Source organism: Bacillus sp. JJ1503 (genome assembly GCF_036965125.1).
In the GTDB taxonomy this organism is placed as follows: domain Bacteria; phylum Bacillota; class Bacilli; order Bacillales; family Cytobacillaceae; genus Cytobacillus.
Genome location: NZ_JBALOZ010000099.1, coordinates 1 through 17,143, shown reverse-complemented (window position 1 = coordinate 17,143; position 17,143 = coordinate 1). Strand labels below are relative to the sequence as shown.

Below are 17,143 nucleotides of genomic sequence, written 5' to 3'. Positions count from 1 at the left end.
TATCAGAAGTGTGTATTAGACTAAAGAAATTTAGTAAAAACATGGGACATAGTAAAACATTAACATCTTTAAAATGGGGATTTTCGTAAACAATATTAATGCTCCAAAAAAAAATACTTTTACGGGAATCGTAAGAACTTTGAGCCCATTTCAAAAGCTTTGCTCCGAAATGCCTCAAATAAATCTTTGTTTCCTTAGAAAGTCAGGCTGCAACATGGGGAAACGAATGTTTCCATATTTGAAAGCGAGGGATTTGGATGGCAGATCAAGAACGTGATTACGAGGATTATGATCTTCGTCATAGCGAGAACATTGGCGAAAAGAACCAATATGGAGCTGCGGATTATAATGAAGAAACCTCTGCTGAGATTGCTGCACCTATTTCATTTGACAGGGGTAGAACAAATACAATAAATGAGAGAGATAATGAAGCGGAAACAGCGGGAAGAGGAATGGGGATTGCTGCATTAGTTCTTTCCATTATCTCTTTGTTCGTATTCCCAGTCTTATTTGGAGCAACGGGTATTGTACTTGGGTTCATCGCGCGGCGCCGGGGAGCTTTAAGCTTAGGGAGCTGGGCAATTGGCATTGGGGTAGTATCCATTATTGTAGGGATGTTTATCCTTCCATTTTTTTAACATAATCAAATTTAAATGAAAGAAGAGGGTGACTTAGTCACCCTCTTCTTAGTCTTGCTTTACTGTTTCAGCATTCTTTTTTTCTTCTTCTTGTTTAGCAAAGTATTCAGCTGCAATTTTATCGATTTCAATTTTTAATTCTTCGACCATCGTTTCTTCAGGGACTTTCCGAACAATTTCCCCTTTACGGAATAGAAGTCCTTCTCCTCTAGCGCCGGCAATACCGATATCTGCCTCACGTGCTTCACCTGGCCCGTTTACCGCACAGCCAAGGACTGCTACTTTTATTGGTGCTTTGATTTTCTGGATATATTCCTCAACCTCGTTCGCAATGCTGATTAAATCAATTTCAATTCTGCCGCATGTAGGGCAGGAAATTAATGTTGCAGCATTAGAAGATAATCCAAATACCTTTAATAATTCACGAGCTACCTTGACTTCTTCAACAGGGTCTGCACTTAAAGAAATACGGAGTGTGTTTCCAATTCCTTTATTGAGAATAACACCGAGACCAGCTGCACTTTTCACAGTACCCGCAAAAAGAGTACCGGATTCTGTAATTCCAAGATGCAGTGGATAATCAAATGCCTTTGCGGCTTTTTCATATGCTTCTATAGCTAAATTAACATCAGATGCCTTCATTGAAACGATAATATCATGGAAATCCAGATCCTCAAGAATTTTAATATGGTGAAGTGCGCTTTCAACCATTCCATCTGCAGTTGGATAACCATATTTTTCAAGAATTTTTTTCTCTAATGAGCCAGCATTTACTCCGATTCGGATTGGGATCCCTTTTTCTTTTGCGGCTTTTACAACCGCCTCTACTTTCTCACGCTTTCCGATATTTCCAGGATTGATTCTTATTTTATCAGCTCCGCCTTCAATGGCCTTCAGAGCAAGCTTATAGTCAAAATGAATATCAACAACGAGCGGAATGTTTATTTGCTTTTTAATATCTGCAATGGCGTTTGCAGCCCTTTCATCCGGACAAGCTACACGTACGATCTGACAGCCAGCTTCCTCTAAACGTTTAATTTCAGCTACAGTAGCCTCGACATCATGCGTTTTAGTTGTTGTCATGCTTTGGATAAACAGCTCGTTACTGCCGCCAATCGTTAATGGTCCAACCTTAACTGGACGTGTTTTTGTACGATGTATGATTTCACTCAATGGAGATTCGCTCCTTCTATTAACAGTTCTCAATAATACTTTTTTTCTAATCCATTGCTATTGTATCAGTGTTTCATTGATATTGACAAGAATGATGGTTTATCCAGCAGTGGTAAATTTTTAACTTCATTCAGCAGAAGTCAGCTACTTGTTATGTAGGAAATGACTGCCAAAAGGTATCCAATTTAAGCTGGAGTCAAATTCCCGACTGAATGAAGTTAAAGCCTCCGGCGGATGCCTCAGATTTTTTAGTGGAAATTTATCGAGCGGAGATCGATAAAAATCTGGGCGCAATTTCACCGAGGTGAAATTGATGTTTAGTTACGATAATCAGGAAACTTATAAATGTAACCGGATTTAATTTTTTCCGGACTTAAGCCATTATTTAAAATTTTAAAATCAGAAATGACTTTGGAAATAGAAACAGAAAGCGGAGCATTTATGTTTTTTTCTACAAGCGATAAAACTGTATCACCTGATGAAACTTTTTTTTCAAAATAGGGCAATAAAGTTTCATTCTCCGCCATAGCTTCAATAACTGGTTCATCGACAGTAGGAATAGGAAGGGTTCCCTTAGTTAGGTCAAAATATATAACATAAATAACAAGGACTGATAGTAGAAAAAGGGCAAGACGTTTCATATAGGAAAACCTCCGGAATAAATAAGCTGTTTACCAAATATGTATGCTTGTACAAAAAAAATAGAACTTTAGTTGGAAAAATTAATGGAAATATTACTAACTCTTTACAATTTCTTAATACTTCTCTGCCATAATGAAATTGATTTTGGAAGGGGGAAATTATTTGTTAGTGGGGAAGATTCAAGCTGCAACACGAACATTATTAGCAAAAATTACTCTGCAAACAAGACTGCTTGTTCTCATCTTAGGTTTGCTCCTATTGACCGTTTCATCTATAGCATATATCTCTTACGGAAAATCAAAGGATACGGCAGTAAATTTAATTGAACAGAGATTGATTAAAGAAGTAAAATCGATTTATGATTTATCTCAAAATCTCATGCTTATCTATGTAGGCAATGAAGACAAGTTTAATAAAAAAATGAATCAGGTGATAAAAAGCCAGGATGCTGGGCTTGCACAAGATGGGCTAAGCGGGAGCTTTTTCTTAGTTAATGAAAAAGGAGCCACTCCATTCCAAATTAGTAAAAATACGAAGATCAAATTTTCCCAATCAACCATTGATAAAATAATGAAAAAACAAAATGGACTCATTCATCAAAATATTGACGGAGACGATTACACTATTTCATTTCAGTCCGTTCAGGAGCTAAAAGGAATTTATGTCATTGCTATCCCGCAAAGTCAATATTTAAAAGAAGTGAATGAAATGGCCAAATACATAATAATTGCAGTCATCATAAGTCTTTCTATTACCTCAGTTATTGTTATTTTATTAGTAAGAAATTTAACAAGTCCATTATCAAGGCTGAGAGAGGTTATGAAGGAAGCACGGAATGGAAATTTAGATGTTCGAGTGAAGGCAAACACAACAACACCGGAAATTACCTCTCTTATCAAAAGCTTCGATGCGATGATTAAACAAATGAGCTCGCTTTTATATAAAATAACGGCCACTACTAGGGATTTATCAGAAACAGGCGGAGATCTGCAACAAATATCTGGTGAGGTAATGGTGGAAAACGAGCAGTTGATGAGGGCGATTCAAATTGTGAAATTGGGTGCTGAACAAACGGCCAGCAGTTCAGATAATAGTATCCAAATGTTTCAAAGTATGAGAGATGCTATTAATAATATTTTTGAACAAATGAAGGAAATCATGAATAAAACACAATCCATGAATGAATCAGCTCATGATGGAGAATTGAGTGTCGAGAATCTTATTCAAGCGTTTAATCACTTGAGCGATGAATTCAAAACCGTTTCCGCTACCGTTCAGGAGGTGAAGGAACATTCAGCATCAATAGCTGAAATTGTTACGTTTATCCAGCAGATGGCGGGACAAACTAAGCTTTTGGCATTAAATGCCGCCATAGAAGCAGCGCGGGCAGGAGAAGCGGGTAGCGGCTTTGCGGTAGTTGCTAATGAAGTAAGGAATTTAGCAGAGCAATCTTCGCAAGCCACAGAGGAAATAAAGCATACCATTGAAAAAATGGAGCTAATCTCTCTGAAGGCTTCGAATGAATTCGAAGAAATGCTTGTTCATTTTCAATCACATCTTGAAACGGCATCGGTCAGCAGAAAATCCTTTGATTTGTTAATGCTCGAAATTGCCGCAGTAAGTGAAATGATTCGTCATGCACAGGGTGAATTAGTTGGACTGAATGATACTCTTCCTAAGATGGAATCTGTAACTGAAAACTTTGTCTCAGTCTCACAGGAAACCTTTGCAAGCGCAGAGCAGGTTGTTGAAGCATCTCAAAAACAAATGATCAAAATGAAGAAGAACCATGAATCAGGCGAAAAACTGAAGGAACTCTCTCAATCACTAGCCGAGCTAAATGCAGAATTTCGATATTCACAAGGTGTTCGCTAATAAAAAAGGAAAAAAAATAAAACGCGCTTATTGCACGTTTTATTTTTTTGCTTTTGGCAGGGGGATTTCTTTAATAGTTAGGAACAGAATGATATACGCAACAAGCCAATTAAGCAGAGCTCCATTTGGTACCTCCGTCTGAAGACTATCCATAATTGTAAAAAAGATAGTTGGCAGTGTGACACTATAGGCGGCTAGTCGCCAAGTATGACGATATTGAATATTTCTATTAAGCATTTTTTTCAAGAGCAAACCAAGTAAGGCAAGGAAAGAAACCTCGATAAATTTCGCCCCGCTTGCAAAAATAAGAATAATCACTCCTAATAACGGAATAATGATCGCAAGTGAGGAGTTAACAGTAGCCAGAATCTCAAGCAAATCATTATTTGTAATCGAAATATCACTAAACATGGAGTACGGCAATGATTGAACCTGCCCTCCAGCGATAAAATACGCATCATTTTTTAGAATGGCAATCGTATTTTTGCTATTGTTTAATTCATCCGTGTCTACCGTGCCGGTCGAATCGAAAATAATCGTAATGTTCTCTTTGTTGAGAATAACAGGGGCTTTTGTATCAGAATGAAGCTCTCCATTTTCAATATGAAATGGAGGCAGTTCAGAACCAAGGCTTTTTTCTACTTCACTGACTCCATTTACCAGTCCGGAACTTAAAAAGTAAACGGATGGAAGGATAGAAATTAGGGCAAGAAAAAAAACATACAGGATCGTTTTTCCAATCCCCTGAAATCGAAACATGGAAATGTCCCTTGGAGAATAAAGACTTTTAAATAATTGTTTGAAAATATTCATTTAGACCACCCTTAGAAAAGTTCATCATATAATTTTAACTTGCTAAAATCATCTGTACAAGCTTTAAATATATAATTAATTTTCCGAAAACCGTAATACAATTGTAATATTAAGCTGATTTGTTAAGGTATTGTAAATTTAGTTTGAGTTTCCTTTACATCTAAAAATATTCAATTAATAATTGTATGGAGTTTGTTGAGAATTGTCGAATTTTACGATCTGGGGTTGGGGAAAGTGGAACTGAATATTCCGCAGACACTTTTTGAATTATTAGGCGGGTTAGTGATATTTTTATTTGTAATAATATTTATGAGGGGCGGGCTGAAGAAATCTTCAGCAGATTCAGTCATTGAATATAAAGCCAACCATCTTGATCCGGTTTTTATTGAGCAGTCACCATCGATTGCACTTGGACAAGCAAAAGAAGAAGTTTTGCGAATGGGCCATTTTTCTATAAAAGGTTTAGAAGAAACCCATGAATACATAAAAACAAAGAATCAAAAGCATTCCGCTAAAGCGATGCGGATTGAGGAAGCAATTAATAAACTAGATCGAAAAATAACTGATTATTTAGTAGAACTGGCAACAAGCTCACTGTCTGATCATGAATCTAAAGAGCACATAATGCTAATGGATACAGTAAGAGATATTAAGGGTATCGGTGATCATTACGAAAATATTATCGAGTTAATTGATTACCAGCAAGCAAATAAAATCTTATTGTCAGATTCAGCGATGTCTGACTTAAATGAAATGTTTATGTTAACCATTTCAACAGTTTCCCAGTCAATAGATGCTTTAGATCATAATGATAAGGAAGCAGCCATTCATGTTGTACAAAAAGAAGAAGAGATTGATAATATAGTAAGAAAGCTTCACAGACAGCATATTCTTCGCTTAAATGAGGGATTATGCTCTGCTCAAGCTGGAATCGTGTATGTTGAAATTATAAGTAATCTTGAGAGAATTGGCGACCATGCTGTAAATATCGCTGAAGCTATTTTAGGGGAAGATGATTAGTCTATAATATAGGGTAGGGAGAACACTCCTTACCTTTTATTATTCGGAGGTGCTTTGCCTTATATGGAGTATCTGAATTGGACCTTAATTATTTTATTATTCGTCATCGCCTTTATTGGCCTCGTTTACCCGATTATTCCAAGCGTTCTTTTTATCTTAGGAGGGTTTTTCTTATATGGTTTTTTATTTTCTTTTGAACCGTTTAACTGGCTTTTTTGGGTGATTCAAGGTCTTTTTGTCATTTTATTATTTGGAGCAGATTATTTAGCCAATATGATTGGGGTAAAAAAATATGGGGGCTCGAAAGCTGGGATTTGGGGCAGTACAATCGGAATTATCGTTGGCCCATTTGTTATTCCAGTGTTCGGTATCATAATCGGCCCTTTTTTAGGGGCTATCCTTGCTGAGCTAGCCGTTAACAAGAAAGAATGGAAGGAAGCTGTTAAGATAGGCTTTGGCTCTGTTATAGGCTTTATAAGCAGTGTTGTGACAAAGGGGATTATACAAGCGGTAATGGTTATTTATTTCATAATGGTCATATAACCTATTCTTTTAGGAATATTATAAATTTTATTGGGAAATGTATATGAGTGGAGAAGCATTTTAATTGAAACGATTATCTAACTTTGGTAATCTTAAAGTGTAACCATAAAGAATGATTCTAATTTCAGAATTGCAAGAAATCTAGAATTGTTTGAGTGGAAAATTATATGTACATAGGAGGAATTAATAATGGCATTTGAATTACCACAATTACCTTATGCTTATGATGCTTTAGAACCGAATATCGACAAAGAAACGATGAATATTCACCACACTAAGCACCATAACACATATGTAACAAACCTAAATAACGCTTTAGAAGGAAATGAAGAGCTTCTTTCTAAATCAGTTGAAGAAGTGATTGCAAACTTAGATGCTGTTCCAGAAGCTGCACGTACTGCAGTACGTAATAACGGCGGCGGACATGCAAACCACTCTTTATTCTGGCAAGTAATTTCTCCAAATGGCGGCGGTGAGCCAACAGGAGAATTAGCTGACGCTATTAACGGTAAATTTGGAAGCTTCGAAAGCTTTAAAGAAGAATTTGCTAAAGCTGCTACTACACGTTTTGGTTCTGGCTGGGCATGGCTTTCAGTAAATAATGGCGAGCTTGAAGTAACAAGCACACCAAATCAAGATTCTCCATTAATGGAAGGCAGAACTCCTATTCTTGGTTTAGATGTTTGGGAGCATGCTTACTATTTAAATTATCAAAACCGTCGTCCGGATTACATCGGTGCATTCTGGAATGTTGTAAACTGGGATGAGGTTTCAAAACGCTTTACTGCAGCAAAATAATACACATTTAATTACACGGCAGGGATATCCTTGCCGTGTTTTTTATTAAGTTGGTATAAGAGGAACTGCTTAGTTAGAAACTACCCTTTAGACACAAAGGGGAGTTTTTTTATGAGTAAGGTTAAAAAGTTGATCGGTGAAGTTGATTTAACGAAGGATTTGGGGTTGCTGCTTATTATCGGGGGCCTATATTCTTTAAGTGTGGCTCTGTCTAATACGTTTGTGAATATTTATCTTTGGAAGCAGTCAGGTGATTTTAAGGATTTAGGTTTGTATAATCTTACCGTTGTTGTCATTCAGCCGTTAACGTTTATTTTGGCAGGCAGGTGGGCAAAGAAAGTTGATCGCGTAATTGTTCTCCGGATTGGCGTTATTTTTTTAGCTGCCTTTTATTTAACGGTTTTAATAATAGGAACACAAGCATCAAAGTTTTTGCTGCTTCTCGGTGCATTGCTTGGTATTGGATATGGTTTTTATTGGCTTGCATTTAATGTTTTAACTTTTGAAATTACCGAACCGGAAAATCGTGATTTTTTTAACGGCTTTCTTGGGATTTTGTCTTCTGTTGGAGGAATGATTGGTCCAATAGCTGCAGGCTTAATTATTTCTAAGTTAGAAAAATTTACGGGATATACAATCATCTTCGGTACATCTTTAGCTCTTTTTTCATTGGCCGTGTTTTTAAGCTTTTTTATAAAAAGAAGGCCGGCAAAAGGAAAGTATTATTTTAGAAGAATATTAGCAGAACGAAAAAATAATAAGAATTGGCAGCTAATCACGAACGCTCACTTCTTTCAAGGGCTGCGTGAAGGTACATTTGCATTTGTCATATCGGTTTTTGTCTTTATATCAACAGGCAGTGAACTTGCCTTAGGGGCATATGGACTTGTCAACTCAGGAGTTTCATTTATTGCGTACTATTTTGTTTCAAGGCTCCTAAAAAAACAGTACCGTAAAAGGGCTATCTTAGTAGGCGGTATAATATTGTATTTGGCGATATTCCTGATTATCTTTGATATCAGCTACTCCAAACTTCTCATCTATGCAGCCACCATTGCAATAGCCTATCCTCTTCTGCTCGTTCCATATATTTCAATGACGTATGATGTGATTGGAAAAGGATGGAAGGCTGCTGAAATGAGAATCGAATATATTGTTGTAAGGGAAATTTTCGTGAATTTGGGCAGGATATTCTCAATCCTGTGCTTTCTGGGAGCAGTCACCTTTTTCAATGAGGAAAAAAGCATTCCAATCCTTCTGCTATTTCTTGGTGCTGGTCACTCTATTATATTTTTCTTCATCAGAAAAATACAGCTTCAATCTGCATAAGGGAAGAGCATGCTCTTCCCTTTTTCCTATTAACAAATATTGCATCAGCTTTCCGTATGTTCTTCCTAGAAAAATTTACTGATTTCTTATAGAATGGGATTAGTGAAATAGAAAGTTTGTTACAAAAGGAAGTGTCTATATAAATTGAATAAAAAGAAAAGGAAGAAAAAATCTCATGTTCCCGTCAGGCTGAACATTTTATTTTTTATTGTGTTTTTATTATTTTCTGTTCTAGTCCTTCGACTAGGCTTTGTGCAAATTGTGTATGGTGATGATTATAGGCGGGAAATTGAGCGGACAGAGGACGTTACGGTTAATAACCCAGTACCCAGGGGGAAGATGTTTGATCGGACAGGCAAGGTTATTGTAGATAATACACCGCAAAATGCCATTACGTATACAAATCGCGGGGCAAAGCAAGCGGAGATGCTAGATGTGGCAGAGAGACTTGCTAAACTTATCGAAAAAAATACGGATAAAGTGCAGGTTAGAGATAAAAAGGACTATTGGATTCTCAAAAATAAAGACCGAGCTGATAAAAAAGTACCGGAAAAGGAAATTGATAAATTAAAAGAAAAATTTGAAGGCAAGGAACTTGATAAGGAGATTTATCGTCTGACGGTAGATCGTGTTACGGATGAAGAGTTAAACGAACTCACTGATAAGGATTTAGAGATTCTTGCGATCTATAGGGATTTTACAAGCGGGTATGCATTAACACCACAAATTGTTAAGAATAAAGATGTAACACCAGAGGAGTTTGCTGTTGTCAGTGAAAATCTTCAGCTTCTCCCAGGCGTAGATACGACGACGGATTGGGAAAGAGCTTATGCCTTTGGTTCAACCTTGAGGTCGGTCCTTGGAAAAATAACGGATTCTGATGAAGGTTTGCCAGCTGAGCAGCTTGACTATTATTTAGCAAGAGATTATAGCCGTAATGATCGTGTAGGAAAGAGTTATATTGAAATGCAATATGAAGATGTGCTGCACGGTCAAAAGGCTAAGGTGAAAAATGTCACTGATAAGGCAGGGAATGTTCTTGAGACAATCCCAATTACAGAGGGTAAAAGAGGAATGGATCTCGTCCTTAGCATTGATATGGATCTTCAAGTTGCGATCGAAAAGATCATCGAAGAAGAATTGCAGGCTGCGAAAGCAAAGCCCGGAACTGCTTTGCTTGACAGAGCTTATGTTGTCTTGATGGATCCACATACGGGTGAAATAATGACAATGGCCGGAAAGAGAATTGTTAAGGATGAGAAAACGGGCAAGAGCGAGATGCAGGATGATGCACTAGGAAATATAGCATCAAGTTATAACGTTGGTTCAACTATTAAGGGGGCAACGATCCTTACAGGATATCAAACAGGTGTTATTAGGCCTAATACATCTTTTTATGATGCTCCCATACTAATTAGTAGAACGCCTCCAAAGAAATCATGGAAAAACCTTGGAACGATGAATGATATAAATGCACTCAAATATTCTTCCAACGTTTATATGTTTTATACCGCAATAAGAATCGGTAAAGGGAACTACATTCCTAATGGACCACTTCCGTTAGAATTAGATAAAGGCTTTGCAACGTTTCGGGATTCTTTTGCGCAATTTGGTTTAGGAGTACGTACAGGGATTGATCTCCCAAACGAGACGCTAGGTTTTAAAGGTATTTACGGAAAAACATCTGGACTTTTACTCGATTTTTCGATCGGTCAGTTTGATACGTACTCTAATATGCAATTAGCACAATATGTCTCTACCATTGCAAATGGAGGAAATCGCATGGAACCCCATATTGTCAGGGAGATTCGTGAGCCTCTACTGGAAAACAATGAGTTAGGGCCAATTGTCCAAGAAATTCAGCCTAAAGTACTTAATTATGTAGATGCTGAACCAGAATGGTTTGACCGTGTCCAACTAGGATTCAAGAAGGTTTATCAAGAGCAAGGCGGAACTGCATACGGCTATTTCGGCCAGAAAAGCTATAATCCAGCAGGGAAGACTGGTACAGCAGAAGCCTTCTATGACGGACCTGAACGTAAAAAGTTTGGTAAAGAACCACCTGAAGTAATAAACTTAAGTCTTGTTGGATATGCACCTGAAGATAATCCTGAAGTTGCAATGGCTGTTATCGTTCCATGGGCATACCAAGGAGGCCGAGGTCACTCTGCAAATTTAATCATCGGTCAAAGAGTCATGGACACCTATTTCGAATTAAAGAAACAGAGGCAAATGGGGAATATTGTCGAGAATGACGCTCAAGATATAGAAAATAGTGAAGAAACAGAAGTCGAAGAAACTGAATAAGGGATTAGATAGAGCCTATCACCATAGTCGTGGCAGGCTTTTTTTCTGTCCTCATTTCTCGACAAATTTACACATCATTTATATCGATTTACATAACCTTTACAATCCGTTAAAACCGTATTTACAGTCATACATTATTCTAATACATGTAGGACATAATGATACAAAACACTTAGGGGGAATAAAGAAATGAAAAGCTTTAAGTACTTATCACTATCAGTAATGATTGGGGCAGTGCTGGCATTCACAGCAGCTTGTGGTACAGCAGATGAGGGAACAACTAACGGTTCTCAAGCTGGAACTGAAGGAAATAAGACAGAACAAGCTGGTGAAGAAAATAAGCAACTTCAAGGTGAAATTAATATTGACGGATCATCTACAGTATTTCCAATCATGGAAGCTGTCGTTGAAGAGTTTGGAATGGAACAACCTGGAGTAAAAGTTTCTGTTGCTTCCTCTGGTACAGGTGGCGGATTTAAAGCATTTATTGCTGGAACTACAGATTTCAGTAATGCATCTCGCCCAATTAAAGATGAAGAAAAAGCTCAGCTTGAAGAAAAAGGAATCGCTTATACAGAATTAAAATTAGCAAATGATGGTCTATCAGTTGTTGTGAACAAAGACAACACTTGGGTTGATCATTTAACAGTAGATGAATTAAAGAAAATGTGGTTAGAAGATGGAACAGTAAAAAAATGGTCTGATATCCGTGAAGGATGGCCTGAAGAAGAAATTAAATTTTATTCACCAGGTACTGATTCTGGTACATTCGATTACTTTGATGAAGTGATTCTAGAAGAGGCACCAATTGTGGAAAAAGCAACACTTTCTGAAGATGACAATGTTCTTGTACAAGGGGTTAAAGGCGATAAGAATGCAATTGGCTATTTCGGATATGCTTATTATGCTGAAAACAAAGATGCATTGAAAGTAGTCCCTATTGATGGCGGGAACGGTCCTGTAGAACCAACAAACGAAACAGTTGAAAGTGGAGAATATGCCCCATTATCACGTCCGCTTTTCACTTATGTTAAGAACGAATCAGTGAAAAAAGAAGAAGTTTATGAATTTGTAAAATTTACACTTGAAAATGCTGCAGTGCTATCTGAAGATGTAGGTTATGTAAAATTAAAGGATGAAGAATATACAAAGGCTTTAGAAACTGTAGAAGGTCTTAAGTAATCAATAAAACTTTATGATGGGAAGCGCGATTATTGTGCTTCTCATCTTGTTGTGGATGGAAGGGGTTTTCACTTTGGCAATACAAAATTCATCATTTTCTGTACAGGAAATGATTCAAGCAAAAAAACAAAAGAAAAGTGCCAGCTCTTCAGTTGAAAAGGTAGTGCCGTTTGTTTTGTTATTAACAGCTGTAGTTTCTGTATTAACAACTCTTGGAATCGTGTTTACATTGATATTTGAAACATTCACTTTCTTTAGTAAAGTTTCCATTATAGAATACATTACTGCGAAAAAATGGTATCCATTCTCGCCAACGCAGGGGTCATTTGGCGTACTGCCACTCGTTATAGGCACGTTAAAGGTAACCATTATTGCTGCAATTGTAGCTGTCCCTATTGGATTAGCAACAGCGATTTTTTTGAGTGAGTATGCATCAGACAAAACTCGCAGAATCATTAAACCGATATTAGAAGTATTAGCAGGAATTCCAACGATTGTTTATGGTTTTTTTGCCTTAACGTTCGTTACACCAATCTTAAGAGAGATGATTCCTTCCCTTGAAATATTTAATGCATTAAGCCCAGGTATTGTAATCGGGATCATGATCACTCCGATGATTGCATCTCTATCTGAAGATGCGATGTCTTCTGTACCTAATTCAATGCGTGAGGGAGCACTCGCATTAGGTTCAACAAAACTGGAAGTATCCTTAAAAGTTGTGCTGCCAGCAGCTATTTCAGGGATTATTGCTTCGATTGTCCTCGCAGTTTCGCGGGCCATTGGAGAAACAATGATCGTAGCCGTTGCAGGCGGATCCACTCCAAATATGAATTGGGATGTAACAAGTTCGATCCAAACGATGACTGCCTATATCGTTCAAGTTAGCCAAGGTGATGCAGGATATGGAACGACAATTTATTATAGTATTTATGCTGTAGGATTTACACTATTCCTGTTTACATTATTGATGAACTTATTTGCCCAATTTATCTCTCGTCGTTTTAGGGAGGAATACTAATGAAAATCATTGAACATTCAACAGTTATTAAACATATGAAAGCAAGATTATTAACAAATATTCTCTTTAAAACTTTATTTTTGATGGCAACGATGTTTGGCTTACTTGTTTTAGGAATATTATTATATCGGATACTCACTCAAGGAATCGCTTATCTTGATTTTCAGTTTTTGCAAAGTCTTCCATCACGAAAGCCTGAACTGGCGGGTGTTAAAACAGCATTGATTGGTACAGTGTGGCTTATGGGTGTTGTAGCGCCTGTATCATTATTGTTAGGTGTTGGAACAGCCATTTATTTAGAAGAATATGCGAAGAAAAATCGCTTTACACGTTTTATTCAAATCAACATCTCAAACCTTGCTGGCGTCCCATCGATTGTTTTTGGCTTATTGGGGCTTACTGTATTTGTTCGTGCACTTGCACTCGGAACGAGTGTTCTAGCTGCTGGATTAACGATGAGCTTGTTAGTTCTTCCTATCATAATTGTAGCATCCCAGGAAGCGATAAGATCTGTTCCAAAAGAATTAAGAGAAGCTTCTTTTGGGATGGGTGCGACAAAGTGGCAAACGATTGTTCATGTAGTCTTGCCAGCAGCTGTTCCCGGAATATTAACAGGCGGGATTCTTGCATTGTCTAGAGCAATAGGGGAAACGGCTCCACTTGTTGTACTTGGATTGCCATTGTTCCTTGCATTCCTGCCAAAGTCTGTTTTCGATATGTTCACTGTTTTGCCAATGCAAATTTATAACTGGACGGGGAGACCACAGGCTGAATTTCAATCGTTAGCTGCTGCAGGAATTATTGTCCTGCTCGTGATGTTAATAATCATGAATTCAATTGCTGTATTAATTCGGAATAAATTCTCAAAACGATATTAATGGAAGTGGATGAAGGGGGAACTCAATATGAATGCAACATTAGAAAAGCAAAAAATGCGTCTTGTTCAAGGCCAAGATACTGTTACGGATATAACATCAAAAAATATAGTCTATAAAACCGATCAGCTTAATTTATGGTACGGAGAAAACCATGCGTTGAAAAATATTAATTTAGATATATATGAAAATGAAGTGACAGCCATTATTGGTCCATCTGGATGTGGAAAATCTACGTATATTAAAACGTTGAACCGAATGATTGAACTAGTGCCAATTGTAAAAACATCAGGTATAATTTCGTACAGGGGCAGAAATATTTTTGATAAGTCTTATGGGGTAGAAGAATTACGTACGAAGGTTGGAATGGTGTTTCAAAAACCGAACCCTTTTCCTAAATCCATTTATGAGAACGTAGCCTATGGACCGAAAATTCATGGCATTCGTGACAAAAAAATCCTCGATCAAATTGTCGAGAAAAGTTTAAAAGGTGCGGCCATATGGGATGAAGTAAAAGACCGATTACATCAAAATGCTTACGGGCTTTCAGGGGGTCAGCAACAGCGTCTTTGCATTGCTCGCTGTTTAGCCATTGAGCCTGATGTTATATTAATGGATGAACCAACGTCAGCACTTGATCCGATCTCTACATTGAAGGTAGAAGAATTAGTACAGGAATTAAAGAAGGAATTCAGTATCATAATCGTTACTCATAATATGCAGCAGGCAGCACGTATTTCTGATAAAACGGCTTTCTTCCTAAACGGTGAAGTAATTGAGTTCGCGGAAACAAATAAAATATTCTCAACACCTTCAGATAAACGAACAGAGGATTATATTACAGGAAGATTCGGCTAATTGAATGTAAGGGGAGATAACCAGTTATGTCAGTTCGTGAAAAATTTGATGTTGATCTAAAAGAATTACAAGGAAAATTATTAGAAATTGGCAACTTTGCCGAAGACGCGCTGACCAAATCCATTATCGCTCTAGAAAGCCAAGATCTTGAGATGGCTCTTGAAATCATTGATAATGATGCTAATGCGAATCTTATGTATGAAGATATAAATGATTTTGCGATATTATTAATTGCGAGACAGCAGCCAGTAGCCATTGATCTCCGCCGCATTATTGTCGCTATAAAAATTGCAACAAATATTGAAAGAATTGCTGATTTCGCAGTAAATATTGCAAAGTCTACGATTAGAATTGGCTCGGAGCCGTTAGTAAAGCCTATTGTTCATATTAAAGAAATGCACAAAATTACTTTAGAGATGTTGAAATTATCTTTAGAGGCTTTCAATGATGAAGACATTGTAAAAGCAAAACAGTTAGCAGAGATGGATGATAAGGTTGATGATTTATATGGGCAGACAATCAGGGATTTAATGCAAATTAATATGCAAAAGCCGGAATTTTTGCCGCAAATTTTGCAGCTTTCCTTTATTTGCAGATTTCTCGAAAGATCCGCAGACCATATCACTAATATTGCTGAAAGTATTTTATACCTTGTTAAAGGAAGGCAGTATGACTTAAATTAATAGAATGACAAAAAAGCTAAAGAAGCTGGTTCTCAGCCTCTTTAGCTTTTTGTTATTATTTTTGCTATTTGTTTATAGCTCATACCAGCTTTTACTTCAAACGATCCAAGCTGTATTCTCTTACTATAGCCATTCTCCTCAAGGTATGTTTCAAACTGAGCCGCATCATCAATAATCTTTTCTTTTTCGAGCATTGCAGCAATGTCATGTGAAACCATTCCACCTATTATTTCTAACGTGTAAGCCGTAACTGATTCAGTGGATTCTGAAGGTGAAGAAGGCTGTTTTGGTGATTCGGTCTCCTTACCTTCTTCTTTATTTGCATTTTCAATTGCCTGAAACCTATCTTTTGTTAAAATAATATATTCATGATCAGCTAATAAGGTCTTCGCATTTTCAATCGTTAATTCTTCCGGTTTCTCTTTTTTCAAAGCCGAAAAATAAAATGAGCCAATAATACAAACAGCAACGAGTATTCCAAATGCAAAGGCACGTGTATTCCTTTTGTTCATGTCTTATCCTCTTCCGATCTTTTCTGCTAGGATTGATTCAACTTCACCTGGTGTTAAGGATGATTGCCTTGCAATTTGATCTACTGTTAGCCCCTGCTGAACTAAGGACCACACCTGATTCTTGATAATATCATGGATTTCCTTCTTCTCATTTGATAGCAAAGGAGGACGTATAGTAGAAACCGGTTGAAATTCAATATCGTTAACAAGCAGTTCTTCCTCAAGAACCTTTAATTTTTTCTTAATGATATACATATCTTGAATTTGCTGCATGGATAGCTGATCTATCTCTTCACGAATAATCTTATACGGATCCTTCATAAAGACTGAACATATTAGCAGAATGACAGCAAAGGCGAGCAAGCCAATCATTAAATATTCCAAATAAGTCACCTCAATTTTTGTTCTGCCAATATTTTATCATTTATAGTGACAAATTTCGATTTGGATTGTTTATGTGAACAAAGATTAAAGTTTTTTTGTCGGATTTTATTCGGTTTTATAAAAGAGTTTTTGTCGAAAAAATCCAATTTTCTTGTAAAAGATAGGAAGGAAAAATTTTTCTTACTTAGCAAATGCAAGTATAGAAACAAAACGCAAATTACGACAATTTCCGTTCATTGTGAGAGTGAGTTTTCAGTGATAACATATAGAAATAAGGAATAAATTTACTCTATTACTCATATATATTGTTTTCTCGCAGATTAACGGGCTGTAAGACCCCCCACTTCAAGAAGTTGAGTAAAACAAAAATTTCTAAGTGGGGGATCAACAGCCCGTAAAGGCCCGATTATAGGAACACAGACTAAGAACGCCACGTCCTGTGGCAACGTCTGTGTGACCCACATCCTGTGGGCCGCAACTAACAATCAGTGGG

The 17,143-nt window shown here is 37.1% G+C and carries 16 protein-coding genes and 1 pseudogene; 12 read left to right on the top strand and 5 right to left on the bottom strand.

Translation table 11 applies throughout. The features are described from left to right. The first annotated feature begins 257 nt into the window (after window positions 1-257). A complete protein-coding gene (locus V7149_RS09280; RefSeq protein WP_335345353.1) occupies window positions 258-638 on the top strand; it encodes a DUF4190 domain-containing protein in 381 nt (126 codons plus the stop codon). Between the two features lie 48 nt (window positions 639-686). On the opposite strand, the gene ispG is transcribed toward V7149_RS09280, so the two are convergent. Continuing rightward, complete coding sequence (gene ispG / locus V7149_RS09275; protein ID WP_335345352.1) at window positions 687-1,811, bottom strand: flavodoxin-dependent (E)-4-hydroxy-3-methylbut-2-enyl-diphosphate synthase; 1,125 nt, start codon at window positions 1,809-1,811, stop codon at window positions 687-689. A gap of 317 nt (window positions 1,812-2,128) precedes the next feature. After that, complete coding sequence (locus V7149_RS09270) at window positions 2,129-2,452, bottom strand: hypothetical protein (protein WP_335345351.1); 324 nt, start codon at window positions 2,450-2,452, stop codon at window positions 2,129-2,131. A gap of 169 nt (window positions 2,453-2,621) precedes the next feature. On the opposite strand from V7149_RS09270, the gene V7149_RS09265 reads away from it, so the two are divergent. Beyond that, on the top strand, window positions 2,622-4,328 hold the full coding sequence (locus tag V7149_RS09265; RefSeq protein ID WP_335345356.1) for a methyl-accepting chemotaxis protein: 1,707 nt from the start codon (window positions 2,622-2,624) through the stop codon (window positions 4,326-4,328). A 39-nt stretch (window positions 4,329-4,367) separates the two neighbouring features. Here V7149_RS09265 and V7149_RS09260 read toward each other — a convergent pair whose 3' ends face one another. Further along, window positions 4,368-5,141 carry a DUF1189 domain-containing protein gene (locus V7149_RS09260; protein ID WP_335345350.1) on the bottom strand — a complete coding sequence of 258 codons (774 nt, stop codon included), beginning with the start codon at window positions 5,139-5,141 and terminating at the stop codon, window positions 4,368-4,370. Between the two features lie 339 nt (window positions 5,142-5,480). Between V7149_RS09260 and V7149_RS09255 the strand changes: the two are divergent. The 10 genes and pseudogenes from V7149_RS09255 to phoU form a co-directional block, all read left to right on the top strand. After that, window positions 5,481-6,161 (top strand): annotated as a pseudogene (locus V7149_RS09255) (Na/Pi cotransporter family protein); the annotation flags it as partial. A 63-nt stretch (window positions 6,162-6,224) separates the two neighbouring features. Further along, window positions 6,225-6,704, top strand: a complete 480-nt coding sequence (locus V7149_RS09250; protein ID WP_335345349.1) for a DUF456 domain-containing protein — start codon at window positions 6,225-6,227, stop codon at window positions 6,702-6,704. 189 nt (window positions 6,705-6,893) lie between these two features. Beyond that, window positions 6,894-7,502: a superoxide dismutase gene (locus tag V7149_RS09245; RefSeq protein WP_335345348.1), complete on the top strand. Its 609-nt coding sequence runs from the start codon at window positions 6,894-6,896 to the stop codon at window positions 7,500-7,502. A gap of 111 nt (window positions 7,503-7,613) precedes the next feature. Beyond that, window positions 7,614-8,831, top strand: a complete 1,218-nt coding sequence (locus V7149_RS09240; protein ID WP_335345347.1) for an MFS transporter — start codon at window positions 7,614-7,616, stop codon at window positions 8,829-8,831. Between the two features lie 144 nt (window positions 8,832-8,975). Continuing rightward, window positions 8,976-11,138, top strand: a complete 2,163-nt coding sequence (locus V7149_RS09235; protein ID WP_335345346.1) for a peptidoglycan D,D-transpeptidase FtsI family protein — start codon at window positions 8,976-8,978, stop codon at window positions 11,136-11,138. A gap of 189 nt (window positions 11,139-11,327) precedes the next feature. Beyond that, a complete protein-coding gene (locus tag V7149_RS09230) occupies window positions 11,328-12,320 on the top strand; it encodes a PstS family phosphate ABC transporter substrate-binding protein (RefSeq protein WP_335345345.1) in 993 nt (330 codons plus the stop codon). A gap of 109 nt (window positions 12,321-12,429) precedes the next feature. Beyond that, window positions 12,430-13,338, top strand: a complete 909-nt coding sequence (gene pstC, locus V7149_RS09225; RefSeq protein WP_438824012.1) for a phosphate ABC transporter permease subunit PstC — start codon at window positions 12,430-12,432, stop codon at window positions 13,336-13,338. After that, a complete protein-coding gene (gene pstA, locus V7149_RS09220; protein ID WP_335345344.1) occupies window positions 13,338-14,216 on the top strand; it encodes a phosphate ABC transporter permease PstA in 879 nt (292 codons plus the stop codon). Before pstC ends, pstA begins: the two co-directional genes overlap by 1 nt. A gap of 54 nt (window positions 14,217-14,270) precedes the next feature. Continuing rightward, window positions 14,271-15,071, top strand: coding sequence for a phosphate ABC transporter ATP-binding protein PstB (gene pstB, locus V7149_RS09215; RefSeq protein WP_335345354.1), 801 nt, complete (start codon window positions 14,271-14,273; stop codon window positions 15,069-15,071). A gap of 26 nt (window positions 15,072-15,097) precedes the next feature. Further along, entirely contained in the window at window positions 15,098-15,754 is a 657-nt protein-coding gene (phoU, locus tag V7149_RS09210; protein WP_335345343.1) for a phosphate signaling complex protein PhoU, read from the top strand. 41 nt (window positions 15,755-15,795) lie between these two features. On the opposite strand, the gene V7149_RS09205 is transcribed toward phoU, so the two are convergent. Then, window positions 15,796-16,266, bottom strand: a complete 471-nt coding sequence (locus V7149_RS09205; protein WP_335345342.1) for a hypothetical protein — start codon at window positions 16,264-16,266, stop codon at window positions 15,796-15,798. A gap of 3 nt (window positions 16,267-16,269) precedes the next feature. Continuing rightward, a complete protein-coding gene (locus V7149_RS09200; RefSeq protein WP_335345341.1) occupies window positions 16,270-16,650 on the bottom strand; it encodes a hypothetical protein in 381 nt (126 codons plus the stop codon). Between the last annotated feature and the right edge of the window lie 493 nt (window positions 16,651-17,143).

What these genes read in the sequence shown, in the direction of transcription:
- pstA (WP_335345344.1), top strand. Translation starts at nt 13,338, where the DNA reads ATGAAAATCATTGAACATTCAACAGTTATTAAACATATGAAAGCAAGA.
- V7149_RS09260 (WP_335345350.1), bottom strand. Translation starts at nt 5,141, where the DNA reads ATGAATATTTTCAAACAATTATTTAAAAGTCTTTATTCTCCAAGGGAC.
- V7149_RS09230 (WP_335345345.1), top strand. Translation starts at nt 11,328, where the DNA reads ATGAAAAGCTTTAAGTACTTATCACTATCAGTAATGATTGGGGCAGTG.
- V7149_RS09270 (WP_335345351.1), bottom strand. Translation starts at nt 2,452, where the DNA reads ATGAAACGTCTTGCCCTTTTTCTACTATCAGTCCTTGTTATTTATGTT.
- V7149_RS09205 (WP_335345342.1), bottom strand. Translation starts at nt 16,266, where the DNA reads ATGAACAAAAGGAATACACGTGCCTTTGCATTTGGAATACTCGTTGCT.
- V7149_RS09250 (WP_335345349.1), top strand. Translation starts at nt 6,225, where the DNA reads ATGGAGTATCTGAATTGGACCTTAATTATTTTATTATTCGTCATCGCC.
- V7149_RS09240 (WP_335345347.1), top strand. Translation starts at nt 7,614, where the DNA reads ATGAGTAAGGTTAAAAAGTTGATCGGTGAAGTTGATTTAACGAAGGAT.
- V7149_RS09245 (WP_335345348.1), top strand. Translation starts at nt 6,894, where the DNA reads ATGGCATTTGAATTACCACAATTACCTTATGCTTATGATGCTTTAGAA.
- pstB (WP_335345354.1), top strand. Translation starts at nt 14,271, where the DNA reads ATGCGTCTTGTTCAAGGCCAAGATACTGTTACGGATATAACATCAAAA.
- pstC (WP_438824012.1), top strand. Translation starts at nt 12,430, where the DNA reads ATGATTCAAGCAAAAAAACAAAAGAAAAGTGCCAGCTCTTCAGTTGAA.
- V7149_RS09280 (WP_335345353.1), top strand. Translation starts at nt 258, where the DNA reads ATGGCAGATCAAGAACGTGATTACGAGGATTATGATCTTCGTCATAGC.
- phoU (WP_335345343.1), top strand. Translation starts at nt 15,098, where the DNA reads ATGTCAGTTCGTGAAAAATTTGATGTTGATCTAAAAGAATTACAAGGA.